This window comes from Arthrobacter sp. TJ-217 (assembly GCF_058269255.1).
In genome coordinates this window covers 32464-57621 of sequence record NZ_JBZCNJ010000011.1, presented here as the reverse complement: position 1 = coordinate 57621, position 25158 = coordinate 32464, and the positions used below count along the sequence as shown (strand labels likewise).

Sequence of the window (25158 nt, the reverse complement as noted above, 5' to 3'; positions counted from 1 at the left end):
GGGCCAGGGGCACCAGGTCCTCCTCGGTGCCGCCGGTGCCGTGGAGCAGCAGCAGCACCGGGGCCCCCGGATCGGTGCCGGGATCAAACACATGCGGCCACGGATGCCCGGATGAGGAAGGGGTTGCGGTCATGGCGGTCGTCCTTTGGGTTGGGCCCGGCCCTCACCTGCGCACAGGTGGCGGCTGCCGGGCAGCGGCCGTGCTGCCCGGCGGCGGGAGCGAGGGGTCAGGGGGAGGTGAGGGCGGGGTTGTTTTCCTCGGGCAGGTCCAGCTTGGCCACCGCGTTGGCGATCGCATCCCTGCTTGGTTCGAGCCACGGCGGCAGCTTCAGGCCCCGGCCCAGTTCCAGCAGGGGCTCGTCGATGTCGAAGCCCGGGGTGTCGGTGGCGATCTCGAACAGGGTTCCGCCGGGTTCGCGGAAGTAGATCGAGGTGAAGTACTGCCGGTCAAGGATCTCGGTCACCGCATAGCCGCGCCCGACGAGTTCGGTCCTCCACACTTCCTGGGTGGCCTTATCCGGAACGCGGAAGGCAACGTGGTGCACGGTCCCACCGGCCACCAGGCCGTTCTGCCCACGGGGGTCCACGAGCACATCGACAACGGTGCCGGGCTCCCCCGAGCCCGTGGAGAGCCGGTAGCGGTCCTCAGACTCACCCAGCACGCTCATCCCCAAATCCTGGGTGAGGGTCTCAAGGGTTCCGGTCGGATCGTGGACCGTGAGCACCGAGGAATGCTGCCCGCGCACCGCGTACTGCGCCGGAACCGAGGCCGAATCCCACGGATCCCGCGGATCCTCAAGCGAGGAGGCCACCAGGTCGATCTGCAGCCCGTCCGGATCCCGCAGCGAAAGGCGCTCCTCCTCGGAGGAGGTTCCCGAGATCACCGAGTCCACGCCGAGGTCCTTGAAGTGCTCCTGCCACCAGCCCAGGGTGCCCTGGGGCACCGAGAACGCCGTCGTCGTCGACTGCCCGGCCCCTACCCGGCCGCCCGGAACCCCCTTCCACGGGAAGAAGGTCAGCAGCGAGCCCGGGTTGCCCGATTCATCGCCGTAGTACAGGTGGTAGGTTCCCGGATCATCGAAATTCACTGTCCGCTTCACCAGGCGCAGGCCCAGTCCGCGGATGTAGAAATCGACGTTCCGCTGCGGATCCCCCGCAATGGCAGTCACATGGTGCAGACCAGAAGTAGCAGCAGTCACGGCAAGTCTCCCTGAACTGGTGGATTTGAAGTTGGTTCAGTTTTCGTTCGAGCGCCGGCGGCAACGCTTCACACAACCGAAGCCGATCACCTTTCGGCTCTGCGGAAGGTGGGGTTCCTGCGGCTGTGCTGTTGCCTCGCGTGGTACGAAAGTCTAAGACTCCCGGTCCGCGGGCGGGCCTGCCCTTCGCGGAAAGGCCGTACATTACGCCAGCCGTTCCTCGGCACACCCTGCCGTCATGTTCCCAGGCAGGTGCTGGTCAACGGCGCACGGGCAGGTGTAGAAATAATTCGATCCCACCGGCTGCTTTCACGCCGAGGAGGCAGTTCAGTATGAGCTCGACGCTTCGACCTGAGGAACCCCACGCTGCGGAGGCCCGATGAAAGAGCTGAAAGCCTTCCATAACGGCGAGCCGATGGGAGTGCTGCGGGAGAGCGCCGGCGGCCAGAACTACTTCGAGTACGACCCCGCGTGGCTGGCCAACGACGGCGCCACCCCGCTCTCGCTTGCCATGCCGCTGCAGGAGGAACCGCACGAGCATAAGGTCGTCGACCCCTACCTGTGGGGACTTCTTCCGGAGAGCAGCGACATTTTGGATCGGTGGGCGCACCAGTTCGGGGTGTCCTCCGGCAACCCGTTCGGGCTTCTGGCCCATACAGGGGGCGACCTTGCCGGAGCCGTGACCTTCCAGAAGGCCGGCCCAGCGGACGCCGCCGCTGCGAGCGTTCCCGTGAGCGGTGAGGATATTGCCGGGCGCCTGCGCGTGCTTGAACAGGATCCGGCCGCCTGGCAGGATCCCGGCGGGGCAGGAAGGTTCAGCCTCGGCGGCAGATCGGGCAAGTTCGCCCTGCACCAGGACGGCGAAGGCCGGTGGTGGACACCGTCGGAGCGGATGCCCTCCACCCATATCTTCAAACCGTTTGCCTCCCCGGACGGCGAGGGCGAGGTGAACGAGCTGCTGACCCTGGGCGCCGCCCAGAGGCTGGGCCTGGCCGCGGCGCAGCCGGAAGTGATGAGCTTCGGCGAGCGCCGGGCGTTGGTCATCCCGCGGTACGACCGCTTGCGCGCGGCGGACGGCACCGTGGGCAGGATCCACCAGGAGAATTTCTGCCAAAGCCTCAGCCACGATCCGGGCAGGGAACATTATCAGCACCCCGGACCGGGAACTCCGGACATCCTCAAGCACCTGATCAGGTTCTCCTCGGAACCGGAGCAGGATGTGCGGGCCTTTCTTCAAGCCCTCGCATTCACGTGGGCCATCTGGGGAATCCACACCTCGGCACGGAGTTTCTCCCTGGTGCTCTCGGGCACGGAGGTACGGATGGCCCCGCTATACGGCATGCGCTCCGACACCTTCCCGACGTATTCGAAGACGGGTCCGGCCAGCGACAGGGCACGGCTCTCGCTGGCCGTGGGCGGTGAGCGGCGCCCCGCCGCCATCCGGAGGATCCACTGGGAGCAGCTCGCCGAAGCCAACGGGCTGGATGCCGGGCAGGTGAGCGGCTGGGCGCGGACCATCGTCACATCGACGGCGGAAGCGTTCGAAGCGGCAATCGCCGACAACGCCCAAGCACTTGAGGGCATGCTCCGGCCCGAGGCCCTGCTTCAGCATGTCCGGAAGAAAACCTCGCTGCTCGGCGGCGACGACGTCTGGCCGGACGGACACCACTGAGCCGCCCTGCGGCGTCGTCCGTTCCGCTACCGCACCCGCACCCCGGCACCACCGGCCTCCAGTGCGAACCGTTAGCACGCTAAGATATAGAGCGTCGATGAATGGAGGAACAGGGCGATGAGCGACAACGATGATGACCTGCTGCTTGACCGCCAGCTCTGCTTTGCGCTGTCCGTTGCTTCCCGCAGCGTTGTGAACGCCTACCGGCCGGTGCTCGAGGAGCTCAACCTGACGCACCCGCAATACCTGGTGATGCTGGCACTGTGGGAGAAGAGCCCCCGGACGGTCCGCGGACTCAGCGAGGCCCTGGCGATGGAATCGGCAACGCTTTCCCCGATGCTGAAACGGCTGGAGATGCTCGGGTTCATCACCCGGAAGCGGGTCCCTGGCAACGAGCGTGCGATGGACGTCGCCCTCACCGAGTCGGGCCGGGCCCTCCGCACGCAGGCGACGGCGGTTCCCCCGGCAATGATGGAGCGGCTGGGGATCACCCGGGAAGAGGTTGAGGTGCTGAATTCGGCGATGCACAAGCTCATTGCCGCTACCGGAAACACCCGGTTCCTCGCCTCCGGCGCCCGGTCCGCCTGACGCCCCGGGGCGTGGCCGCTGAGTCGCGCCTAGTCGTCGTCGCGTGACCCGCGGCTGGCCGCGGCGGTTCCGGCCGGCGGGCAGTCGACAGCGCAGTGGTGCAGGGTCGAGACCGCTTCATCTTCGCGCTCGATCATCACGCCGTCGTTCCGAATGGTCGCGGCGGAAAGGATTGCTGCGGCGACCAGGATCACCGCGCACGTCCACGCCGCCATCTGGAAACCGTCGTTGAACTCGGAGGCGTCAAGGTAGGCCTCGCCGGTGATCCCCGCAAACGCCGGAATTACCGCCACAGCGATGAGCGCCGCAGCGCGCGCGACGGCGTTGTTCACCCCCGAGGCCATGCCCGCCTGCCGTTCGGGCACCGCGGAGAGCGCGGTCGACGTCAGCGGCGCCACGAGCAGGGAAAGTCCAAGACCCAAGACGATGACGGCGGGAAGCACGTCAAAGACGTACGAAGCCCCTTCACCGATACGCAGCATCAGCAGCACGGCGGCCGCACAGATCGCCGTGCCAAGCGACATGGGGAGCCGCGGGCCGATGCGGGCGCTGAGCTGGCCGGCCCGTGCGGAAAGCAGGAGCATCAGCACGGTGATCGGGAGCAGCGCCACGCCGGCGGCGAGCGGCGGATACCCGCTGACCACCTGCAGGTGGACGGCGAGCAGGAAGAACACACCCCCGAACGCGGCGTAGGTCAGGAAGGTCACGGCATTGGTTGCGGAGAACTGCCGCTCCTTGAACAGAGCCAGCGGGAGCATCGGGTTGGAGGACCGCGCCTCGTTGACGAAGAAGGCCACCAGCGCGGCCACTCCCAGCAGCCCCGAGATGAGGACCGGCTGGGAGAACCAGCCCTGCGCGGGGGCCTCGATGAGCGCGTAGGTCGTGCCGGCGAGGGCGATGGCTCCGAGCGCCGCGCCGCTGATGTCAAGGGATCCGGACGCGTCTTCGTCCCGGGTTTCGGGCACGTGGCGGAGCGCGAGAACGACGACGACGGCAGCCAACGGCACGTTGATGAGGAAGATCCAGCGCCACGAAACACTCTGGACGAGGTAGCCGCCCAGAAACGGCCCGATGGCGGTTGCCACACCACCGAGGCCCGACCACGCTCCGACGGCGCGCCCGCGGTCGTCACGCACGAACGATGCCTGGATCATGGCGAGGCTGCCGGGCGTGAGCAGCGCCCCGCCGATCCCCTGCAGGGCACGGGCGGCGATCAGCGTTCCGACGTTCGGTGCGAGCCCGCACAGGAGCGAGGCAGTTGCGAACCACACGACGCCTATGAGGAACACGCGCCGCCGGCCAAACCTGTCGCCCAGCGAACCGCCGAGGAGAATGAAGGCCGCGAGGGTGAGCGTGTAGGCGTTGATCGTCCACTGCAGCGCGGCGAAATCGGCCTGAAGATCCGCACCGATGGCCGGCAGGGCAATATTCACGACCGTCGCATCGATGCCCGCGAGGGCGGACCCCAGAATGGTTGCGACAAGAACCCAGCGGCCCACGGCCGAGTCGAACCGGATCTGCCCGCTCATGAGGTGTGCGCCCGGCAGGCCGGGGCAGTCCCAGCGCCCAGGGTTCCCGCCGCGGGCCGGCCCCTGCGGATCGTGGAATGGATACAGCGGGGTCTTTCAGGCATGGCTTGCTCGATTCGGGGGCGCCGCTGGGCCCTTTGCAGTGCAGCAAGCCCGGCGGGTGATGCAGGCAATCTGGTCGTTCACTACACCGACCAGATGGTGATGATGCGTCAGCTTATCGAGGCCCGGTGAGGGCGAGCAACTGCACTGGTGTCATACAGTCCCGTAACACCGTCCGAAGGGTTAGTCTGAGCGCACCCGACCGAAGGGACAGGCGCGCCATGACAAGGACGATCTATCGAACCGCTACCTCTCTGAACGGCTACATCGCCGACGAAGAGGGCTCCCTCGATTGGCTCTTCGCGGTCAACCAGCCCGAACCGCAGCATCAGGGCCACTTCCTGGACAGCATCGGCGTACTTGTGCAGGGAGCTGCGACCTACGAGTGGATGCTTGCGGTTGAGGACATCCTCGAAAAGCCCCGCAGGTGGCGGGAGTTCCACGGGGACCGGCCGACCTTCGTCTTCACGCACCGAACCCTTCCGGCGCCGGAGGGCGCTGATATCCGCTTCGTGAGCGGCAGGCCCGCCGATGTGTTCCCCGAGATCGTCAAGGCCGCGGGCGAGCGGGATATCTGGGTTATGGGAGGCGGAGAGCTGGCGGGACAGTTCTACGACGATGATCTGCTCACTGAGGTGCAGTTAGCGGTCGCACCGGTTGCCCTGACAGGCGGCGCCCCGCTGTTGCCGCGGAGGATCGAGTCGGACCGGTTGTCGCTGCGCGAGGTCGAGCACCTGGCGCAGTTCGCGTACCTCACCTACGACATCACGCACTGGGATCCCTGAACGGCACCCGCCGGAGGGACACGAAGCTCCTGCGTAAATCCTGCGCAATTCCTGCGGATGCCCCGAAGGTTCCTCCGGATAATGGGTAGGGCACCCACCGGTCGGCGCGCTCGCTGTACGGCCCGGGGTGTTTCCCTTCTCGACAAAGGCAAACCCGGTGCAAGCCGGTGACGCAAAGCCACGGAACCCAAGCGGTCAGCCGGGCCACCGACAGCAAAGGTCTCAGCCATGCTCCCTCTCCCTTATCGCGACCTGCCCATTTCGCCTGTTCCCCGGTCTGCAATGCGCCGGATTCTCACCGCCTTGATCATTGGAATCACGGCAGTCCTGGTGGGGACGTTCGCCGTCGCCCCTCCCGCCCACGCGGCAGCAACAATCACGCTGAGCGCGTCATCCGGCCCGGCGGGGACGCCCTTGAAGGTCACCGGAGTGGGTTTCCCCAAGCGCGCCAAGGGGATGCTCACGGCGGGCTCCGCCGTAATGGCGTTCGCCACCACCACCTCCGGGGCTTTTTCCGCGACCGTTGCCATCCCGAACGAAGGGCCAATTGTGCCCATCCGGGCAACCGTGGGCACGACGTCGGCGACGGCCACCTTCACGGTCACCCCGGGCAAGCCGCAGATCAGTCCCGCACCGCTGCGCTTTGGCGTCGGGACGCCGGGCGGGCCCGCCGCCTCGGCCGAGCTGGACGAAGCCGCAATGCTTGCCGGGGAGGCACCGTCGATCGTGCTTTCCTACAAGGACTTCCATCAGGCCCCGCCGCTCGCTGAGCTCGACGCCGTCCGCAGCCGCGGCGCACAGACCCTGCTCACCTGGGAACCGTGGGCCTGGGGTGGAGGCATCGACCAGCCGCTGTACTCACTCGACCGCATCACCGCCGGCGACCACGACGAATACCTGCGCCAATGGGGCACAGCGCTGGCGCAGTGGGGACACCCGGTGATGCTGCGGTTCGGCCATGAGATGAACGGCAACTGGTACCCCTGGGCCGAGGGAGTCAACGGCAACGGTGCCGGCGACTACGCCGCCGCGTGGCGCCACGTTCACGACGTCGTTGCGGCCACGGGCGCCTCGAACGTGACGTGGGTCTGGAATCCGAACGTCCCCTACACGGGATCGACGCCGCTTGAGGGGCTGTATCCGGGGGCGGGGTATGTTGACGCCGTTGCTCTCGATGGCTACAACTGGGGCACCTCGGCGGCCTGGAGCAGCTGGGTTGAGCCGTCGGCGCTGTTCGGCGACGGACTGGGGCAGCTGCGCGTCCTTGCACCGGGAAAGCAGATCCTGATTTCCGAGACCGCCTCGGCAGAAGCCGGCGGTTCGAAGGCCGCGTGGAACCGCAGCCTTATCAGCTACCTCTCCGCCCAGCCCGATGTGACGGCGATGGTCTGGTTCAACTACAACAAGGAAACCGACTGGCGCATCAACAGCAGCGGTTCCTCGGCGACCGCTCTGGCAGAGGCCCTCGCCGCCCGTCCGAAGTAGGCGCGACGCTCAAGCTCGTCCCTAACGGTGAAAACGCAGTTTTTGCGCACCTTCAGACCCACGAAACGCCGTCAAATCGAAGTGTTCCCGCAGGATTTGAAATTTTTGTGGTATCGGCGGGTTTCGCTTGTTACATTCCTAGTGACACAACTGCAACACCAGAAACAAGCGTCACACCAGCCGTCCTCACCTCAGGAGTACTCATGACCCACCTTCTTGCTTCACTTCAGACCCTCGGTTTCACCGTCAAGAACCGCCTCAGCCGCGAAGAGACCGGCGCCACGGCCGTTGAGTACGGCATCATGGTCGCCTTGATCGCCGTGGTCATCATCTTCGGCGTAACCGCGCTCGGCGATAACCTGCTCGCCATGTTCAACGGCGTGGCTGGCGAGGTTGGCGCACCGTAAGTACACCCGAATCAATATCGGTGGTGGGGTTTCGAACCCCACCACCGATATTTCAATTGCAGCCCGACTAGGAGATTCGACGAATCAATGCGAAGAGACGGAGAGCGCGGCGCTGCTGCGGTCGAGTTTGCTCTTCTGCTGCCCGTGCTTCTTCTGATCCTCATGGGCATCATGGAGTTTGGCCGCGTTTATAACGCCCAAATTGTCCTGACGCAGGCGGCCCGGGAGGGCGTACGTGTTATGGCCATTGGAAATGACAGGGCCGGCGCGGTCACCGCGACAATCAATGCTGATTCGGCTCTCAACCCGCGGCTTAACGCGTCGAATATCAGAGTCGAACCGTTGGCTGGCTGCGCCACCGGTAGAGATGCAAGAGTGGAGATCACCTACACGTTGGACACCCTCACCGGAATCGCCGGACCATTCACGTTGACCGGAGAAGGAGCCATGTTGTGCGGCGGGTAGATGCACTTGGGAAATCGGAGCGGGGTGCAGTCAGCGTCATGTTGGCACTCCTGATGGTTGTCCTCCTGGGTTTCGCCGCCATTGTTGTCGATGTTGGACTCCTCTATTCCGAGCGAGCGCAGCTTCAAAACAGTGCTGACGCTGGCGCCCTGGCCGTCGCACAGGAATGTGCCGATGACGCTAGTGACGCCAACTGTTCTATCGGATCGCCGATTGCGAACCGGCTGGCGGATGCCAATGCACGTGATTCCCGCACCAACGTGCGGCAAATCACGATCAACCGCACCGACGGCAGAGTCAGGGTAACAACCAGCGCCGAGGATCCCGGAGCACCCGACAATAGCGTTTCACTCCTCTTCGCGAACGTCTTCGGGATTCCCTCGGCCGAAGTTGGAGCGCGCGCCAGCGCCCGCTGGGGTGGGCCGACAAGGGGCCCCGCCCCGTTTCCGGCCACCGTTTCTCGCTGTCAGGTCGAAGACCGCGTCGAGGGCGCCCGCCAACTCCTCCGGCTCCATGGAAGCGACCGTGGAGCGGATCCGGAAAAGTGCCCGTCTCGCACACCCTCGGGCGCCGACGTTCCAGGCGGCTTTGGGTGGCTCGATCAAGAGCCCGGCGAATGCGGTGCGGAGATCGACGGCACCCTCGCACAGGGGAATCCCGGCCTGGCCCTCCCGAGCAATTGTTCGGGTCTCCTCAGGGAATGGCAGGCCCAGATTACGGCTGGAGCCCCTCCAACCATCCTAATTCCTGTTTATGTTGAGGCAGATCTCACAGGCAGTCGCGCGCAATACACTCTTCAAAGCTTCGCGGCCTTCAGAGTGGAAGGGTGGAATTTTTCCGGGAATACTTTTAGAAACACGGGAACACCCAGGTGCACCGGCGATTGCCGAGGAATCATCGGGACCTTTGTCAGGTACGTTTCCCTGACCGAGGGATATACGATCGGTCCGCCGAGTGAATATGGCACGAACATCGTTCAAATGACAATCGACTAGGAGTATCGGTGAAGTCACGCTTAGTGGGTGGGACGGTTGCCGTGGTTCTAGCGCTCATCGGTGTTGTCCTCGTTTTTTCGTACGCCCAAAATGCAAACACCCGCGCAATGAAAGACCTTGAACCGATCCAGGTCCTGGTCGTGCAGGAAGCGGCACCCGCTGGCACTCCCGTTGAGGATCTGACCGAGTTAGTCGCCGTTGAATCACAACCCTCCAATGCGGTGCCGGACTCGGCAATCTCAAGCCTGAATGATCTCAACGCGCAGGAGGGCAAAGTTACTGTGGTCGATCTGGTTCCGGGTGAGCAACTGCTCGCGGAACGGCTGGTTGATCCTGTGGAACTGCAGACCCCAGGTTCGGTGCCGGTGCCAGCGGGCCTCCAAGAGGTGACCTTCGGACTCGACGTCCAGCGGGTAGTTGGTGGCAGGATCACAGCAGGTGACACAGTCGGCATCTATCTGTCCTTTGAACCCGAAGAAACGCCCCAGGTCACCCAGCGTGGCTTCCACAAGGTGCTCGTGACCGGGGTCCAGCGCGCAAAGAAGGTTTCCGAAGAATCCGAGGACGAGGAAGGGCAGGAGTTTACCGAAGGCGCCCAACTCATCACCGTTGCCGTGGATGACGCGCAGGCGGCAAAAATCATCTTTACCGCCGAATTCGGTTCTATCTGGCTCACGAAGGAGCCGGCGGAAGCCAAGGAAAGCCCCCGTGAGCCTGTCCGCTTCCCGGAGGTGCTTCAGTGAGCCGGTTCATTCTCATCTCCCCCGACATCGAATTTGACCGGTTGCTGCGCGCTGCCGTGCAGGGCGGGCTTCAAGGCGACGTGATGACGTTCGCCACCTCCGCCCTGCCCGAAGATCCTCAGCAGCTCTTTGCGGAGCTGACACGGCACCCCGAAGTACTGATCCTCGGTCCCGGGGTCGCGCCGGACGACGCCCTGCGGCTGTCCACGATCTTCGACATTCAGCACCCTGAAATTAGCGTCATCCTCGTCGGTGATTTCGATCCCGAACTGGTGATCCACGCAATGCGCGCCGGTATCCGCGACGTACTCAGCCCGGCGGCGGACCCAGCGCAGATCCGCGTTGTCCTCGAACGTGCCTGCCAGGCATATGCGACCCGGCAGCGGACCTACCACTCGGCACCGCAGGAGCCTCAGGACAAAGGTATGGTCATCGGGGTTTTTTCCCCAAAGGGTGGTGTGGGCAAAACCACTGTCGCGACAAATATCGCGGTCGGGCTCGGAAAATTGGCTCCGATGAGCGTCGTAATCGTCGACCTCGACCTGCAGTTCGGCGACGTCGCATCAGGACTGTATCTTGAGCCAGAGCACACCGTCACCGACGCCGTTTCCCCTTCCGCGAGTGCCGATACCCTCGTCCTCAAGGCTTTCCTCACAGTGCACCCGGCCGGCATCTACGCGCTGTGCGCTCCAAAAAACCCTGCGGAAGCCGATGGGGTTTCCGCCGCCCAGGTTACACGCCTGCTTGACCAGCTCGCTGGGACCTTCCAGTTCGTGGTGGTTGACACTGCCCCAGGATTGCTTGACCTGGGACTGGCCGCAATGGAACGCTGCACCGATGTTGTGTGGGTGACCGGCATGGACATCCCCAGCGTGAGGGGGCTGCGCTCCGGGCTCGACGTCCTCAAGCAGCTGGATATCCTCCCCGAAACCCGTCATGTTGTCCTCAACATGGCTGATTCGAAAGCAGGTTTGTCGGTTCAGGACGTCGAAGCGACGATTGGTGCTCCGGTCGATGTGAGCATCCCCCGATCGAGGGCTGTCGCCTACTCGACCAACCGCGGCATCCCCGTCCTTCAGGAATCGCGGAAGGACGGCGCCGTAAAAGGTATGAACCAACTGGTACAGCGCTTCGACCCGGTGTGGCGGGCAAAGACCCAGCGGAAGGTCCACCGAAGGGTTGTTGTCCGATGAACCTCGCAGAACGCCTCAATGCCGTGCAACAAAAGAACCAGCCGGTAACGGAGCCTGCGCGGCGGACCGTCGAACACGGAGCGGTTTCCCTGGCACCCTCCGCTGCAGCGGGCGCCCCGCCCAGCAATCCAATTGACGAAGAATCCGCGCCTGTATTTGCGGCCCCTAAACTGGGGTTGGACCGTGCAACGAAACCGCGAGTCCAACAGCCGGTTGATGCACTTGCAGGGTTGAAGCAGCGCGCTGCGACTGCGTTGTTTGAGCGGATGGGGGGCCGGTTCAGCGACTCCAGCATTTCGGAGCAGGAGCTCCGTGCGGCTGCCCGGGATGAACTGACCAAGGTCATCGACGCCGAGCAGGTGCCACTCTCCCCGGACGAACGGACTCGCCTCATCCGCGACGTCGCCGACGACGTCCTCGGGTACGGCCCCCTTCAGCGGCTCCTCGACGACCCCGATGTCACCGAGATCATGGTCAACCGGATGGACCAAATCTATGTTGAGCGGAAGGGAAAGCTGACCCTCACCCACTCACGGTTCAGCTCCGAGGACCATTTGCGGAAAGTCATCGAACGCATCGTGTCAAAGGTGGGCCGACGCATCGATGAGTCATCACCGCTCGTTGACGCCCGCCTCGAAGACGGATCCCGCGTGAATGCCGTCATCCCGCCCCTGGCCGTGGGCGGGTCCTCGCTCACCATCCGGAAGTTCAGCAAGGTTCCCCTTACGGTCCAAAACCTGATCGACTTTGGAACCCTCACGCCCGAAATGGCCGAACTACTCAATGCGTGCGTTAAGGCAAAGCTAAACATCATTGTTTCGGGCGGCACGGGAACCGGCAAAACCACCCTGCTCAACGTTCTCTCATCCTTCCTGCCCGACGATGACCGGATCGTCACCATCGAAGACGCGGTCGAACTGCAAATCCAACAGGAACACGTGGTCCGGCTCGAAAGCCGGCCGCCTAATACTGAAGGGAAGGGCGAAGTCACGATTCGCGAACTGCTGCGCAATTCCCTGCGAATGCGCCCCGATCGGATCGTTGTCGGCGAAGTACGAGGAGGTGAATCCCTCGATATGCTCCAGGCAATGAACACCGGGCACGACGGTTCCCTCTCAACCGTGCACTCCAATTCACCGCGTGACGCAATCGCCCGTCTTGAGACCCTGGTCCTCATGGCAGGCATGGACCTGCCACTGCGAGCAATCCGGGAGCAAATTGCCTCAGCCGTTCATCTGATCATTCAAATCTCGCGACTGCGCGACGGTACCCGACGCATTACGCACGTTACCGAAGTGCAGGGAATGGAAGGGGACGTCGTCACGCTCCAGGATGCCTTCGTCTTTGACTTCGCAGCAGGTGTCGACGAACGTGGACGTTTCCGGGGCGCCCCAATTCCTACGGGAATCCGTCCCCGGTTCATCGACCGTTTCGAAGACATGGGGATCCATGTTTCTCCGCGGGTCTTCGCCGGAAGGGATGCCCCCGGTGTGCGCTAAGAGGCTGTGCAGCAAGAGGAGGAACACATGGAGTTGCTGATTGGCGCATTCCTCGTCATCACCGCGCTCCTGCTCGTTCTCGGGGTTGTGCTCAAGCCCCAGCCCGACGTTCCGCTTGACCGTAGGCGTCCTTACAAGACCGAATCGTCATCCTCTTTCTCGCGTTTCGCGGGGACAACCACCGACTTGATTGATCGCTATCTGGCACAGCACACCGTAAGGCTCTATAACAGAGAGGCGCTTGAGAACGCCGGCATCCGCATCAGCCAGGCTGATTTTCTCGTCCTTGTCGCGTCCGCTGCCTGTGCGGCCGCCGTACTGGGAGTCGTAATTGGCGGCCCCCTGAGCGCAATCCTTTTGTTCCTAATGGTCCCGGTCGCGGCCCAGCTCTTTATAGGACGCTCAACGGCAAAACGACGTCAGAAGTTCGACCAACAGCTCGGCGACACGCTGCAGCTTCTGACCGGCGGGCTGCGAGCCGGCCACAGCATCATGCGTGCAATCGACGCCGCGGCCACCGAATCCGCCGTTCCGACGTCCGAGGAGATGCGCCGAGTGGTCACCGAAACCAGTCTGGGCCGTGACCTGCTTGCCTCACTCAATGACACTGCGGCACGAATGCGCAATGAGGACTTCGTGTGGGTAGCACAAGCAATCCAGATCAACCGGGAGGTGGGCGGGAATCTTGCCGAGGTGCTTGATCAGGTTAACGAGACTATCCGTGAGCGCAGTGAGATAAAGGGGCATATCAAGTCACTTGCCGCGGAAGGAAAGTTCTCGGCGTACATCCTTATGGCTATGCCGTTCGGCATAGTCGGATTGCTGCTGGTGGCGAGTCCTGGATATATGGAGCCGCTCTTCAACCATCCGATTGGCTGGGTCTTGATCGGCCTTTCCGCAGTCTTCATGGTCATTGGTGGGCTTTGGATGCGTAAGATCATCGACCTGAAGTTTTGAGGATGCAATGGACACGTTGATGCTCATGGGGATGCTCCTTGTTGCACTGCCGTTGGGCTACCTCGGCTGGATCTGGGTTACCAGCGATGGGAAAGCCAAATCGGCAATCCAAGTGAATCTGAACCGAGGCGCGGACGACGATGGGCGGCCCAACGGTTCCGATGATGGGGTGCTTACAGCCATTGGACGGAGGCTCACGCCCGACAGCTATGTTGCCCGGCTCGATAAGTTACTCGCCCTTGCCGGGCGTCCGGCATCCATGCCGCTTTCGCGCTTGCTGGCCGCAAAACCGGGCCTGGCGCTGGGAGGTGCGGTCGTCGGATTTTACTTCGTGAGTGCGAACTCAAGTCCACTCATTAAGATTGTTGGTATCGCAGTCTTCGGGGTCTCGTATTTTCTTCCAGATCTCCTTCTCCTGAGCAACGGCCAGAAGCGCCAACAGCAGATCCAACTCGAACTCGCCAACACGCTTGACCAGATGCTCATTTCCGTTGAAGCCGGGTTGGGATTCGAGGGGGCGATGGCACGGGCCGGTGAGAACGGAAAGGGCCCACTTGCCGAGGAAATTGTCCGCACACTGCAGGACATGCAGGTGGGCCGCTCGCGCCGGGAGTCCTATCTCGCCCTCACCGAGCGCACCAACGTTCCAGAGCTCCGCAGCTTCGTCCAGGCCGTGGTGCAGGCTGACGCGTACGGTATTGCGATCAGCCAGGTGCTGCGCATCCAGGCAAAGGTGATGCGCGTGAAGCGGCGGCAGCGGGCGGAAGAGAAGGCAATGAAGCTCCCCGTCATGGTGCTCTTCCCGCTCCTCTTCTTCATCTTTCCGGTGCTGTTCATCGCGATCTTGGGTCCCGCTGGTATCAACGCCTTCATGACCTTTAGCGGCAAATAAGCCTAGGTTTCGCGCAGGAAAAGCCCAGAGTTCTCAAAACCTGAGGAATTCCGCAGGGTTTACGCAGGATGCCCTAGGGCTAGCGATTTTTTCCCAGCGAGACCGTAGCCTTTCAGAATGTCCTTGTTGCACGCAGACCCGGCCCGGGCGGCTCAACCTGCCCGGATTCCGCTGTCGAGCGTGAAGGGGGAACTTCGGTGAAAATCCTTCCCCCCGCGCTCAGGACCCCCCTGGTGGACCTGGAGACGCTCCGCCGGCTCGAGGACGAGTTCGACGACGCAGCCCCCGTCCACGCCTTCGCACGGGACTTCGTCGACATCTGGGACAGGCGTTACGCCAAGCTCGCTCACGCCGTGACAGCGCGGGACTGTGACGCGGCAAAAGACGCAATCCTCAGCGTCCGGAACGTCTCAACGATGATCGGCGCGGCACGGCTGCGACTCCTCGCCCTGCGCCTCGAGGAGCTCATCGACCGGGAGGAACTCGGAGCCGCCCACGCCCTGCTGCCGCAGATTGAACGGGTCGGCTCCAAAACCGTCCGCGCCCTGCGCTCGGGCTACCTTCAGAACATCCCCTAGGCGGGGCGACCGCAGTGCCGATCAGGTGATTCAGGAACGTTCCGGCGCCAACCGATAGCCGACCCCGCGCACTGTCACGAGCCAGCGGGGGTTCCGCGGATCCTCGCGCAGCTTCCTGCGCAGGTTCCCGATGTGCACCTCGACCGCCCGCTCGTCGACGTCGCTCACGTACGCGCCCTCGCGGAACTGGTCACCCCGGACCACCCGCACGAGGTCGGCCTTGGTGCGCACTGCACCCGCTCCCCGCATCAGTTCGTGAAGCAGGTCGAATTCGCTGCGGGTGAGGCTCATCTCCACGTCGTGAAGCTTCGCCGTACGCGTCTCCTGGTGCAGCACCAGGCCGTTGTGCTTGAGCGTTGCCGGTTTCGTTGCGACCGGCGAGCTGTCGGGCCCGTAGCGGTCGCCATCGTACTGGGCCGTGGCCGACGGGCGCGGGCGGCGCAGCATCGCGGCGACCCGTGCCCGAAGTTCGCGCGGACGGAACGGCTTGATCAGGAAGTCGTCGGCGCCTGACTGCAGCGCCAGGAGGGTGTCGAGTTCATCGGTGCGCGCGGTCAGCATGATGATGTAGCAGTCGCTGAACGCGCGGATCCTGCGCAGAACCTCGAATCCGTCGATATCCGGCAGCCCGACGTCGAGCGTCACCACCGTCGGGTCGTTGAGGCGGACGGCCTCGACTCCGTCGCGGCCGGTAGCGCCGGTTCGCACATCGAAACCCGACTGCTGCAGCACCGCTCCTAGGAGATTCCGCACATCCTCATCGTCCTCGATAACGACAGCTGTCCCCTGATCACCCATATTTGTCCCCTGTGATGGATAACTGAACCTGTGAAATTGATTCACACCGCGTGTTTGAGACCCGCTGTTATCTAGTACAGGCTACAAGCACTGGGTGTGTTACGTAAGTGACCCTTGTTTTTTCGAGTTTCCTTTCTTCCTTAGCACCCACTGCCGCCGGGCGGCCGCATAATGGAACAATGTCGTCAATTCAAAAGGAGCATGGGGCCGCGGATCTCCTTGATGAGCCGTATCTGCCGCCCGATGACCTCGCAGTCGGCGACACGAACCGGTTCCTCCGCCGGCTTGGGCCTCGGGCCCGGATAGGCCTGTGCCAGCTCCCCCTGACCGCCATCATCCTGGGCGTCGCGCTTGCCGCGCCGGGCGTGTGGCCGGGACTGCTGGGCGTGCCCCTGTTCGAGGCGTCGCTGGTCCTTCATGCGGTGCTGTTCATCTGCTGCTGGGTTGTGCCCTGGGAGCGGCTTCCGCAGAGCGCTCCCCTCTTGATTCCCCTCGGCGATATCGTCGCGATCGCCCTTTCCCGGAACAGCGGGAGCGAGGTCCTCCCCGGCCTCGGAATACTCCTGATCTTCCCGGTGATCTGGCTGTCGGCCTCGGGCATCTTCCCCTGGGCCGCGGTGCTGATCAGCTTCCTTGCCCCGTTGGCAACCATTGGAATTCCCTTGATCGGTCAGCCGCCGGAGGTGGCCGCCGCACAGTTCAGCGGTCTCGTCTTCCTTCCGGCAATGCTTCTTGCCGTGGCCCTGGTGCTGCGCTTCGTGACGGCAAATGCGGCACAGCAGCAGCGCGAACTCCTGCGCAAAGACGCAACCCTGCGCCGGCTGCTTCGCTCCAGCAACGAGCGCGAGCGCCTGCTCAACACGATCCTCGACACCATCGACGTCGGAGTGGTTGCCGTCGACGCCGGCGGCGACACGATGCTCTCCAACCACCAGCAGCGCGTCTTCCACAAGCTCAGCTCCCCTCCCGGAACGCCCAAAGCGAAGGAACCGGACCTGCTGCTGTTCGGTGCCGACCGCCGAACCCCGGTTCCGGCCAGCAGGCGGCCCGTGCGCCGGGCCATCGACGGCGAAACCTTCGCCGACCACCTCGTCTGGGCCGGAGTCGGCCCCGGCCAGCGGGCCCTTTCCACCGCCGCGCGCGCCATGACCACCGACGCCGGCGAATTCGGCGGGGCAGTGGTCGCCACAAGCGACGTCACGGGGCTCGTCGAGGCGATCAGCGCCAAGGACGAGCTGATCGCCAACGTCTCCCACGAACTCCGGACGCCCCTGACTTCGATCCTCGGCAACCTTGAACTGGTGCTCGACGAGGAGGACCGCATTCCGCCGGACACGGCCTCCTACCTGAACATCGCACACGCCAACGCCGAACGGCTGCTGGAGCTGGTTTCCGACCTGCTGCTCTCCGCCTCCGCCGCCATGAGCGTCCATCCCCGCCGAACAGACCTCGCCGGTCTCGTCGGCTCGAGCGTCGGAACGGCGCTGCCCCACGCCGAAGCCGCAGGGCTCACCATCCGGACGGACGTGCCGGCACCCCTGTGGACGCACGCGGACCCGCTGCGCATCAGTCAGGTGCTCGACAACCTCCTCTCCAACGCGATCAAGTACTCAACCACCGGCGGAACGATCATTGTGACGGCCCGCCCGCAGGGCAGCGAAGTGAAGCTCTGCGTCGAGGACACGGGGATCGGGATGTCGGCCGCCGACGCCGCGAAGGCCTTCGACAAGTTCTTCCGCACGCAGTCGGTGCGGGAATCGGCAATCCCGGGCACGGGGCTCGGGCTTTCCATCACCAAGGCCATCGTTGAAGGGCACGGCGGCACGATCACCTGCACCAGCGCTCCGGGCGGTGGAACCAGCTTCACCGTCACCCTTCCCGCCGAGCCGGCCCGCTGAGCGCACGCCGAAAAGAACCGGTTCCGGGCACTTGGGAATTGACACTCGAATTCACTTTTCAAGTACAAATGAAGCATGCCTTCCACTCCCGTCCTTCACCTTGCGCGCTCCGGAACCAGCGTCGTCATCGACACCTCAACCGGCGGCCTTCCGACGATCCTGTACTGGGGGGCGGCACTTGGCGACGTCTCCGCCGATAACCTGGCGGACCTCGCCGCGGCTGTCCGCCCGCAGCGGGTCTCGGGCGGCCTCGACGTCCCCGCGCGGCTGACCCTCGTGCCGCAGGAGGCCTTCGGCTGGCAGGGAACGCCCGGGTTCACCGGGCACCGCGGCGGGTCCTTTCTCTCGCCCGCCTTCGCCACCACCGCGCTTGAGGCCACGGAGCACAGGCTGACGGTCACCGCCGAGGACGCAACGAGCGGCCTGACGCTGACCAGCACCCTGACCCTCACCGCCGCCGGTCTCCTGCGCCAGCAGCTCACCGTCACGAACACCGGCGGCACGGACTACGAAGTCCGCTCGCTGCTGGCGACCTTCCCGCTTCCCTCGACGGCGCAGGAAGTCCTCGACACCACCGGGCGGCACCTGCGCGAGCGGAGTCCGCAGCGCCACAACCTCACCGCCGGCAGCTACCGCAGGGAAAGCCGCAAGGGCCGCCCCGGCGCCGACGCCTCACTGCTCCTCGCCGCCGGCGAAACCTCGTTCGGGTTCGAGCGCGGCCTGGTCCACGCCGTCCACACCGCCTGGAGCGGAAACCACCAGCTCCTCGTCGAAAAGACTCCCACGGGTGAGGCGCTCCTCGGCGCCGGCGAACTGCTGCTCCCCCAGGAAATCGTCCTGGCACCGGGTGAAAGCTACTCCGCCCCCGACGCCCTCGCCTCCTGGGGCAACGGGCTCAACGAGCTCGCCGCCCGGTTCCACGAGGAGTTCCGCACCCGGCCATCACACCCGCGCCGGCCGCGCCCCGTCACGCTCAACACCTGGGAAGCGGTGTATTTCGACCACAACCTCGAACGCCTCAGCCGGCTGGCCGACCGCGCGGCCGAAGCCGGGATCGAGCGTTTCGTGCTCGACGACGGCTGGTTCCGCGGCCGCCGTGACGACACCGCCGGCCTTGGCGACTGGTTCGTCGACCCCGCCGTCTGGCCCGAAGGCCTCACTCCCCTGATTGACCACGTGAAGTCGCGGGGCATGGAGTTCGGCCTGTGGTTCGAGCCGGAGATGATCAACCTCGACTCCGACCTTGCCCGCTCCCACCCCGAGTGGATCCTTCAGGCCGAGGGGCGCCTGCCGGTGCCCGGCCGCCAGCAGCAGGTGCTGAACCTGGCCAACAATGAGGCCTACGAGTACATCCTCAAGTGCATTGACGACATCCTGGCGAACAACGACATCTCCTACATCAAGTGGGACCACAACCGGGACCTCCTCGACGCCGCCGACGCACGGACCGGACGGGCCGCCGTCCACGAGAACGTCCGCGCGCTCTACCGGCTGCTCGATGAGCTCAAGAGCCGTCATCCGGGCCTCGAGATCGAAAGCTGCGCCTCCGGCGGCGCCCGCGTCGACATGGGGATCCTCGAGCGGACCGACCGCATCTGGACCAGCGACTGCATCGACCCGATCGAGAGGCTGCCCATCCAGAAGTACACGGGCCTGCTCGCTCCGCCGGAACTGCTCGGCATGCACATCGGCGGCCCGGTCTCCCACTCGACCGGCCGCACCCACGAGCTTCCCTTCCGGGCGGCCACCGCCGTGTTCGGCCACTACGGCGTCGAGTGGGACATCTCCGGGCTCTCCACGGCACAGACAGCAGAGCTTCGGGAGTGGCTCGAGCTGCACAAGCAGTGGCGCGAGGTGCTGCACGGCGGCCGCATGGTCCACGCCGACCTCGCCGATCCCGCAATGGACGTCCGCGGCGTCGTGGCAGCGGACCGCGGCTCGGCCCTGTTCGGCTACACGCTCACCGCCTCGAGTGCCAGCTACCCTCCGGGCAGGATCACCTTCCCCGGGCTCGACCCCGACGCCCGATACAGCATCGGTCTCGCCGCCCCGTACCGGGAGCTTCCCGGCAACGGCCAGTCGCCGCTTGAGTGGGCGCAGGCCTCCCTCGAGGGCCGCCCGCTCAGCCTCACCGGGCGCCTGCTCGGCTCCGTCGGCATCGAGGCACCGGTCCTACTGCCCGAACAGTCGCTGCTGATCGAACTGCGGGCCTCCGGCTCCTAGGGCAGGCTCAGGCCGAGTCCCGCCACATCACCGTTGTCTCAAGGGTGCGGGCGGGGCTCGGCATGCCCCGGATCTGGGCGAGCACCAGCTCGGCGGCGGTGCTTCCGAGCAGGTCGGCCGGCTGCCGTACGGTCGAAAGCTGCGGCCTGGTCCGCAGGGCCCAGCTGCTGTCGTCGAAACCGACGATGCCGACGTCCTCCGGGACCCGGCGTCCGCTTTCCTGCAGCGCGGTCATCGCGCCGGCGGCGACGGCGTCGGAGGCCGCGAACACGCCGTCGATGTCCGGGCGGCGCCTCAGCAGCTCCAGCATCCCCTCAAAGCCGTAGCCGTAGGTGTAGAGCGGGTATTCGACGACAAGGGTCGGGTCGAACTGGTCGCCGAGCGCGGCCTTGAAGCCGAGGAAGCGGTCCTGGCCGGAATCGCGGTCGAGGGCGCTGGCGATCATCCCCACACGCTTCCGTCCGGTCGCGACCAGCCGGCTGGTGATGGTGTGGGCCGCGCTCAGGTTGTCGATCGCGACGTACGGCAGGTCGGGGGTCCCTGAGGGGTGGCCCACGAAGGCTGCGGGAATGCCGATGTCCGAGACGGCCTTGGCGATCGGATCGGCGGCGCGCGCCGAGACGATCACCGCGCCGTCCACCAGGCCTCCGCTGAGGTATTCGGCCACCCTGCGGCTGTCGCGGTCCGAATCGATGATCAGCGACACGAGCTGGTAGTCGGCCCTGGAGAGCGACTCGTTGGCGCCCAGCAGGATCGAGCCGATATTGGGATCCTCGAAGAGCAGCGAATGCGGCTCGTGGATGATCAGCGCGACGGCACGCGACTCCTGGGTCACGAGGTTCCGCGCGGCCGTGTTCCGCACGTAGCCGACGCGGGCGATCGCCGACTCGACGGCCAGCCGGGCCTCTTCCGAAACGTATTTTTCGCCGTTGACCACCCGGGAGACAGTGCCGCGGGAGAGACCTGCGGCGTCCGCGACGTCGTTGATTGTGGCCCGGCGGACACGGGGGCGGATGAGCGGCATATCAGTACTCTATCCGAGCGCGAACGCCCTGTTTGCGCGGAACTCCGTTGACCGCTCCGGAGAACGTTGTTACGCTGGGAGCGTTCACAGAGGCACAGGCCGGATTTGGTCGCTCCTTTCTGGGAGCGTTCACAGAATGCATCCAGGCCGGCGCAGCCCAACCCAGAGACCTCAAATTTTTTTCGCAGTGTTGAAGGAGCAGGGTTGAGCCCGAGCAAAACATCAGTCGCCGGATTGTCGGGGCAGGGGCAGTTGATCTTCGGCTGCGACTACAACCCGGAACAGTGGGACCGCGAGGTGTGGCGGGAGGACGTCCGCCTCATGCAGGAGGCCGGGGTCAACCTCGTCGCCGTCAACATCTTCGGCTGGGCCGAGATCGAAACGACCCCCGGAAACTTCTCGTTCGACCACCTCGACGAGATCCTCGACCTGCTCCACAAAAACGGCATCGGCGTCAACCTCGGCACGGGAACCTCATCCACCCCGGCCTGGCTGACCACCCTCCACCCGGAGGTCCTTCCCGCCGCCGTAGACGGCACCACCCGCTGGCCGGGCGGTCGGCAGGCCTTCTGCCCGAGCTCGCCCATCTACCGCGAGTACGCGCTGCGGCTCGTCGAGGAGGTCTCCCGACGCTACGGCTCGCACCCCGCCGTCCGGCTGTGGCACGTCTCGAACGAGCTCGGCTGCCACAACGCCTTGTGCTACTGCGACGAGTCCGCCGCCGCCTTCCGCCGATGGCTTCAGGGCCGCTACGAGAACCTTGATGCGCTGAACTCGGCCTGGGGCACGGCCTTCTGGAGCCAGCGCTACTCCGCCTGGGAGCAGATCCTCCCTCCGCGGACCACCCTCTCCACCCCCAACCCCACGCAGAATCTGGACTTCCAGCGCTTCAGTTCCGATCAGTTGCTGGCCCACTACCAGGCAGAGGCCGAGATCCTCAACCGCAACAGCGCGGTGCCGGTCACCACCAACTTCATGGTCACCGCCCACATCCGCACGCAGGACTACTGGACCTGGGCGGAGCACATGGACGTCATCGCCAACGACCACTACCTGGACCACCGGCTCGATGCGCCCCTTCCCGAACTCTCGTTCGCTGCCGACGCCACCCGTGGCCTCGCCCAGGGTTCGCCGTGGCTGCTCATGGAGCATTCGACCGGAGCCGTGAACTGGCAGCCCCGCAATCTCGCCAAGGGCCCGGGCGAGATGTTGCGCAATTCACTCACGCACCTTGCCCGCGGGGCCGACGGCCTGTGCTTCTTCCAGTGGCGCGCCTCGGTGCAGGGCAGCGAGAAGTTCCACTCCGCAATGCTCCCCCACGCCGGCACCGACTCGCGGATCTGGAAGGACGTCGTCGAACTCGGCGGCATCCTCCAGCGCCTGAAGGAGGTCGCGGGAACCACCGTCCGGTCCGAGGCCGCCCTCGTGTTCAGCTGGGAAGCGTGGTGGGCCCACGACCAGGACTCCCACCCGTCCTCCGACGTCAGCTACATCGAGCAGATCCACGCCGCCTACCGGGCGTTGTGGGAGGCCGGCATCACCGTCGACATCGTTCCTCCGGGCGCCGACCTCTCCGGATACAAGCTCGCCGTCGTGCCCTCCTTGTACCTCGTGCGGGACGCGGACGCCGAAGCCCTCCAGGCCTATGTCCGCGGCGGCGGCCACGCCGTCGTCACCTACTTCAGCGGCATCGTCGACGAGAACGAGCGGGTCCGCACCGGCGGATACCCCGGCGCCTTCCGCGAGCTCCTGGGCATTCGCACCGAGGAATTCTTCCCGCTCGCTCCCGGCCAGAGCCTCGCGCTGGACAACGGCGCCGAGGCCTCGCTGTGGAGCGAGGCGCTGCGCCTCGAGGGTGCCGACGCCGTCGCCTCCTACGCGGGCGGCACCCTCGCCGGGACCCCGGCGGTCACCCGCAACGGTTTCGGCGCCGGCCAGGCCTGGTATGTCGCGACGTCGCTTGACCTCAAGACGATGCGCGGCCTCCTCACTGAAGCGGCAGGCGCGGCGGGAATCGCCGTGCCTGCAACGGCGGAGGGGCTCGAGACGGTCATCCGCTCCAACGACTCCGCCAGCTACGTCTTCCTGATCAACCACTCAACCGAGGACCACAAATACCCAGTGCGGGGGGTTGAGCTCATCGCCGGCGAAGAAGTTGCCGACGTCGTCGTCATTCCTGCCGGCGCCGTCCGCGTGGTTCGCACGACCAATCCCGTAATGCCCACCGATGGCCCCTTCCCCGGGCCAAAAGGAAAAGAACAGTGACCACCACCAGCACATCTCCGGCCCCGGTGAAGGGGGCAGCAAAACCCCGGAAGAGCAGGACTTTCGCTGCGCAACGCCGCGCCGTCCTCCTGTTCATCGCACCGTTCGCGGTCCTCTTCCTGGCGTTCTACGCGATCCCGATCGTCTTCGCCGTCGTCCAGTCCCTGCTCACCGTGGAGCGCGAGGGAACCTTCGGTCCCCCCAAGCAGGTGTTCGGCGGGTTCACCCAGTACGAGCAGGTCTTCCAGAACACCGCGTTCTGGGCTTCGGTGGGCCGGGTGCTTCTCTTCGGAGCCGTACAGGTGCCGATCATGCTCGGCCTGGCCCTGCTGTTCGCGCTGCTGCTCGATTCGCCGCTGCTGAAGGGCAAGAAGTTCTTCCGCCTCGCATTCTTCGCCCCGTACGCCGTTCCCGGCGTCATCGCGGCGATCATGTGGGGCTTCCTCTACTCGCCCACGCTCTCCCCCTTCGGGCTTGTCACCTCGGAGGTCAACGTGCTCTCCGCGGAGCTCGTGCTGTGGGCCATCGCCAATGTCGTGACGTGGGTCTACGTCGGCTACAACATGCTGATCATCTACTCGTCGCTGCTGGCCATCCCCACCGAAATCTATGAAGCGGCCCGCCTCGACGGCGCAAGCAACCTCCAGATCGCGTGGCGGATCAAGATCCCCCTGGTGGTCCCGGCCATCATCCTCACCGGTGTCTTCTCGATCATCGGCACCCTCCAGCTCCTTGCCGAGCCGCAGACCCTTCGCAGCTTCAGCTCGGCGATCAGCAGCAGCTTCACGCCTAACCTCGCCGTCTACACAACGGCCTCGGTGCCCAACTACAACCTCGCGGCCGCCTTCTCCGTTGTCTTGGCCGTTGCCACCTTCATTCTTTCCTTCGTCTTCCTGAAGGCAACCCAGCGGAAGGTCTCCCAGTGACTTCAGCAGCCGCCACCGCACCGGGCCGGAGGTCCTCGCAGCGAGGATCAGCGCCCCGCGGCCCCAAGCACAGCCTCATCTCGCGCAGCGCCGCGATGCTCATCATGGGCGTCTTCACGCTGTACTTCCTCACCCCCATCTGGTGGCTTCTTGTCTCCTCGACAAAGACCGGCGGGCAGATCACCGGAACCGCCCCGCTGTGGTTCACCGCGGAGTCGTTCTCGACGTTCTTCTCCAACATCGGGCGGCTGTTCTCCTATGGAGACGGCGTGTTTGGCCGCTGGCTGGTCAACAGCGCGATCTACGCCGGCGTCGGCGCCCTGCTGGGCACCATCATTGCCGCAATGTGCGGGTACGCCCTTGCCAAGTACGAGTTCCGGGGGCGTGAGGCAATCTTCAACATCGTGCTGAGCGGTGTGCTGGTTCCGGCCACGGCGCTCGCCCTTCCGCTGTTCCTCATCTTCAGCGAGGTCAAGCTGACCAACACCCTGTGGGCGGTCTTCCTCCCCAGCCTCGTGAGCCCGTTCGGCGTGTACCTCGCCCGCATCTATGCGGCGGCAAGCGTGCCCGGTGAGCTCCTTGAGGCGGCCCGCCTCGACGGCTCCGGTGAAATCCGCACCTTCTTCACCGTGTCCACCCGCCTGATGGCCCCGGCCCTGGTGACGATCTTCCTGTTCCAGTTCGTGGCCATCTGGAACAACTTCTTCCTTCCCCTGATCATGCTGCGGGACCAGACCCTGTTCCCGGTGACCCTGGGCCTCTACGCCTGGAACAGCCAGATCAGCCAGATCCCCGAACTGCGCAGCCTCGTCATCATCGGCGCGCTTGTTTCGATCCTTCCGCTCATCGCCGCATTCCTCGCGCTCCAGCGCTTCTGGAGCAGCGGTCTGGGCGCCGGAAGCGTCAAGTAACGCCCCTGACCAACACCACCAATC

General features: G+C 65.0%; 22 protein-coding genes and 1 riboswitch. Of the genes, 18 read left to right on the top strand and 4 right to left on the bottom strand.

Going from position 1 to position 25158, the window contains the following annotated elements; genetic code table 11:
• Positions 1-227 precede the first annotated feature (227 nt).
• Positions 228-1169: a ring-cleaving dioxygenase gene (locus AC4D2R_RS17030; protein ID WP_490941284.1), complete on the bottom strand. Its 942-nt coding sequence runs from the start codon at positions 1167-1169 to the stop codon at positions 228-230.
• A gap of 409 nt (positions 1170-1578) precedes the next feature.
• Between AC4D2R_RS17030 and AC4D2R_RS17025 the strand changes: the two genes are divergently transcribed.
• Both AC4D2R_RS17025 and AC4D2R_RS17020 read left to right on the top strand, forming a co-directional pair.
• Positions 1579-2871, top strand: a complete 1293-nt coding sequence (locus tag AC4D2R_RS17025; protein WP_490941283.1) for a HipA domain-containing protein — start codon at positions 1579-1581, stop codon at positions 2869-2871.
• Between the two features lie 117 nt (positions 2872-2988).
• Entirely contained in the window at positions 2989-3459 is a 471-nt protein-coding gene (locus AC4D2R_RS17020; RefSeq protein WP_490941282.1) for a MarR family winged helix-turn-helix transcriptional regulator, read from the top strand.
• A gap of 29 nt (positions 3460-3488) precedes the next feature.
• On the opposite strand, the gene AC4D2R_RS17015 is transcribed toward AC4D2R_RS17020, so the two are convergent.
• Positions 3489-4988 (bottom strand): MFS transporter, encoded by a 1500-nt coding sequence (locus AC4D2R_RS17015; protein ID WP_490941281.1) that lies wholly within the window; start codon positions 4986-4988, stop codon positions 3489-3491.
• A 323-nt stretch (positions 4989-5311) separates the two neighbouring features.
• Here AC4D2R_RS17015 and AC4D2R_RS17010 point away from each other — a divergent pair, with 323 nt between their 5' ends.
• The 11 genes from AC4D2R_RS17010 (at position 5312) to AC4D2R_RS16960 (ending at position 15089) form a co-directional block, all read left to right on the top strand.
• Positions 5312-5875 carry a dihydrofolate reductase family protein gene (locus tag AC4D2R_RS17010; protein ID WP_490941280.1) on the top strand — a complete coding sequence of 188 codons (564 nt, stop codon included), beginning with the start codon at positions 5312-5314 and terminating at the stop codon, positions 5873-5875.
• A gap of 137 nt (positions 5876-6012) precedes the next feature.
• A riboswitch (cyclic di-GMP riboswitch) is annotated at positions 6013-6087 on the top strand.
• Between the two features lie 70 nt (positions 6088-6157).
• The gene (locus AC4D2R_RS17005) at positions 6158-7360 is read left to right on the top strand and encodes a glycoside hydrolase family 26 protein (RefSeq protein ID WP_490941285.1); all 1203 of its coding nucleotides are present in this window, start codon (positions 6158-6160) and stop codon (positions 7358-7360) included.
• A 203-nt stretch (positions 7361-7563) separates the two neighbouring features.
• Entirely contained in the window at positions 7564-7767 is a 204-nt protein-coding gene (locus AC4D2R_RS17000) for a Flp family type IVb pilin (RefSeq protein ID WP_490941279.1), read from the top strand.
• An 87-nt stretch (positions 7768-7854) separates the two neighbouring features.
• Entirely contained in the window at positions 7855-8232 is a 378-nt protein-coding gene (locus tag AC4D2R_RS16995; RefSeq protein WP_490941278.1) for a TadE/TadG family type IV pilus assembly protein, read from the top strand.
• Positions 8220-9227, top strand: coding sequence for a pilus assembly protein TadG-related protein (locus AC4D2R_RS16990; RefSeq protein ID WP_490941277.1), 1008 nt, complete (start codon positions 8220-8222; stop codon positions 9225-9227). The genes AC4D2R_RS16995 and AC4D2R_RS16990 overlap by 13 nt, the downstream gene beginning before the upstream one ends.
• 140 nt (positions 9228-9367) lie before the next feature.
• On the top strand, positions 9368-9970 hold the full coding sequence (locus AC4D2R_RS16985) for an RcpC/CpaB family pilus assembly protein (RefSeq protein WP_490941276.1): 603 nt from the start codon (positions 9368-9370) through the stop codon (positions 9968-9970).
• Positions 9967-11163 (top strand): CpaE/TadZ family protein, encoded by a 1197-nt coding sequence (locus tag AC4D2R_RS16980; RefSeq protein WP_490941275.1) that lies wholly within the window; start codon positions 9967-9969, stop codon positions 11161-11163. The genes AC4D2R_RS16985 and AC4D2R_RS16980 overlap by 4 nt, the downstream gene beginning before the upstream one ends.
• On the top strand, positions 11160-12662 hold the full coding sequence (locus tag AC4D2R_RS16975; protein ID WP_490941274.1) for a TadA family conjugal transfer-associated ATPase: 1503 nt from the start codon (positions 11160-11162) through the stop codon (positions 12660-12662). The genes AC4D2R_RS16980 and AC4D2R_RS16975 overlap by 4 nt, the downstream gene beginning before the upstream one ends.
• A 27-nt stretch (positions 12663-12689) precedes the next feature.
• Complete coding sequence (locus tag AC4D2R_RS16970) at positions 12690-13619, top strand: type II secretion system F family protein (protein WP_490941273.1); 930 nt, start codon at positions 12690-12692, stop codon at positions 13617-13619.
• Positions 13620-13626: 7 nt separating this feature from the next.
• The gene (locus AC4D2R_RS16965; protein ID WP_490941272.1) at positions 13627-14511 is read left to right on the top strand and encodes a type II secretion system F family protein; all 885 of its coding nucleotides are present in this window, start codon (positions 13627-13629) and stop codon (positions 14509-14511) included.
• Positions 14512-14708: 197 nt separating this feature from the next.
• The gene (locus AC4D2R_RS16960; RefSeq protein ID WP_490941271.1) at positions 14709-15089 is read left to right on the top strand and encodes an Hpt domain-containing protein; all 381 of its coding nucleotides are present in this window, start codon (positions 14709-14711) and stop codon (positions 15087-15089) included.
• A gap of 30 nt (positions 15090-15119) precedes the next feature.
• On the opposite strand, the gene AC4D2R_RS16955 is transcribed toward AC4D2R_RS16960, so the two are convergent.
• Positions 15120-15887: a response regulator transcription factor gene (locus tag AC4D2R_RS16955; protein ID WP_490900562.1), complete on the bottom strand. Its 768-nt coding sequence runs from the start codon at positions 15885-15887 to the stop codon at positions 15120-15122.
• A gap of 179 nt (positions 15888-16066) precedes the next feature.
• Here AC4D2R_RS16955 and AC4D2R_RS16950 point away from each other — a divergent pair, with 179 nt between their 5' ends.
• Both AC4D2R_RS16950 and AC4D2R_RS16945 read left to right on the top strand, forming a co-directional pair.
• Complete coding sequence (locus tag AC4D2R_RS16950; RefSeq protein WP_490941270.1) at positions 16067-17785, top strand: sensor histidine kinase; 1719 nt, start codon at positions 16067-16069, stop codon at positions 17783-17785.
• 75 nt (positions 17786-17860) lie between these two features.
• Positions 17861-20008: an alpha-galactosidase gene (locus AC4D2R_RS16945; RefSeq protein ID WP_490941269.1), complete on the top strand. Its 2148-nt coding sequence runs from the start codon at positions 17861-17863 to the stop codon at positions 20006-20008.
• Between the two features lie 7 nt (positions 20009-20015).
• Here the strand turns inward: AC4D2R_RS16945 and AC4D2R_RS16940 are convergent, their stop codons facing one another.
• Positions 20016-21032, bottom strand: coding sequence for a LacI family DNA-binding transcriptional regulator (locus AC4D2R_RS16940; RefSeq protein WP_490900559.1), 1017 nt, complete (start codon positions 21030-21032; stop codon positions 20016-20018).
• A 204-nt stretch (positions 21033-21236) separates the two neighbouring features.
• Between AC4D2R_RS16940 and AC4D2R_RS16935 the strand changes: the two genes are divergently transcribed.
• The 3 genes from AC4D2R_RS16935 to AC4D2R_RS16925 all read left to right on the top strand — a co-directional run bounded on the left by AC4D2R_RS16935 (position 21237) and on the right by AC4D2R_RS16925 (position 25134).
• Positions 21237-23297: a beta-galactosidase gene (locus tag AC4D2R_RS16935; protein ID WP_490941268.1), complete on the top strand. Its 2061-nt coding sequence runs from the start codon at positions 21237-21239 to the stop codon at positions 23295-23297.
• On the top strand, positions 23294-24223 hold the full coding sequence (locus AC4D2R_RS16930) for a carbohydrate ABC transporter permease (RefSeq protein WP_490900557.1): 930 nt from the start codon (positions 23294-23296) through the stop codon (positions 24221-24223). The genes AC4D2R_RS16935 and AC4D2R_RS16930 overlap by 4 nt, the downstream gene beginning before the upstream one ends.
• Positions 24224-24300: 77 nt before the next feature.
• Positions 24301-25134: a carbohydrate ABC transporter permease gene (locus AC4D2R_RS16925; protein WP_490901508.1), complete on the top strand. Its 834-nt coding sequence runs from the start codon at positions 24301-24303 to the stop codon at positions 25132-25134.
• Positions 25135-25158 lie beyond the last annotated feature (24 nt).

Bases quoted from the DNA above. Each gene is read 5' to 3' on its own strand.
- AC4D2R_RS17000 (WP_490941279.1), top strand. From the start codon at position 7,564: ATGACCCACCTTCTTGCTTCACTTCAGACCCTCGGTTTCACCGTCAAG.
- AC4D2R_RS17020 (WP_490941282.1), top strand. From the start codon at position 2,989: ATGAGCGACAACGATGATGACCTGCTGCTTGACCGCCAGCTCTGCTTT.
- AC4D2R_RS17015 (WP_490941281.1), bottom strand. From the start codon at position 4,988: ATGAGCGGGCAGATCCGGTTCGACTCGGCCGTGGGCCGCTGGGTTCTT.
- AC4D2R_RS16970 (WP_490941273.1), top strand. From the start codon at position 12,690: ATGGAGTTGCTGATTGGCGCATTCCTCGTCATCACCGCGCTCCTGCTC.
- AC4D2R_RS16940 (WP_490900559.1), bottom strand. From the start codon at position 21,032: ATGCCGCTCATCCGCCCCCGTGTCCGCCGGGCCACAATCAACGACGTC.
- AC4D2R_RS16950 (WP_490941270.1), top strand. From the start codon at position 16,067: ATGTCGTCAATTCAAAAGGAGCATGGGGCCGCGGATCTCCTTGATGAG.
- AC4D2R_RS16965 (WP_490941272.1), top strand. From the start codon at position 13,627: ATGGACACGTTGATGCTCATGGGGATGCTCCTTGTTGCACTGCCGTTG.
- AC4D2R_RS17025 (WP_490941283.1), top strand. From the start codon at position 1,579: ATGAAAGAGCTGAAAGCCTTCCATAACGGCGAGCCGATGGGAGTGCTG.
- AC4D2R_RS16955 (WP_490900562.1), bottom strand. From the start codon at position 15,887: ATGGGTGATCAGGGGACAGCTGTCGTTATCGAGGACGATGAGGATGTG.
- AC4D2R_RS16975 (WP_490941274.1), top strand. From the start codon at position 11,160: ATGAACCTCGCAGAACGCCTCAATGCCGTGCAACAAAAGAACCAGCCG.
- AC4D2R_RS16945 (WP_490941269.1), top strand. From the start codon at position 17,861: ATGCCTTCCACTCCCGTCCTTCACCTTGCGCGCTCCGGAACCAGCGTC.
- AC4D2R_RS17010 (WP_490941280.1), top strand. From the start codon at position 5,312: ATGACAAGGACGATCTATCGAACCGCTACCTCTCTGAACGGCTACATC.
- AC4D2R_RS17005 (WP_490941285.1), top strand. From the start codon at position 6,158: ATGCGCCGGATTCTCACCGCCTTGATCATTGGAATCACGGCAGTCCTG.
- AC4D2R_RS16995 (WP_490941278.1), top strand. From the start codon at position 7,855: ATGCGAAGAGACGGAGAGCGCGGCGCTGCTGCGGTCGAGTTTGCTCTT.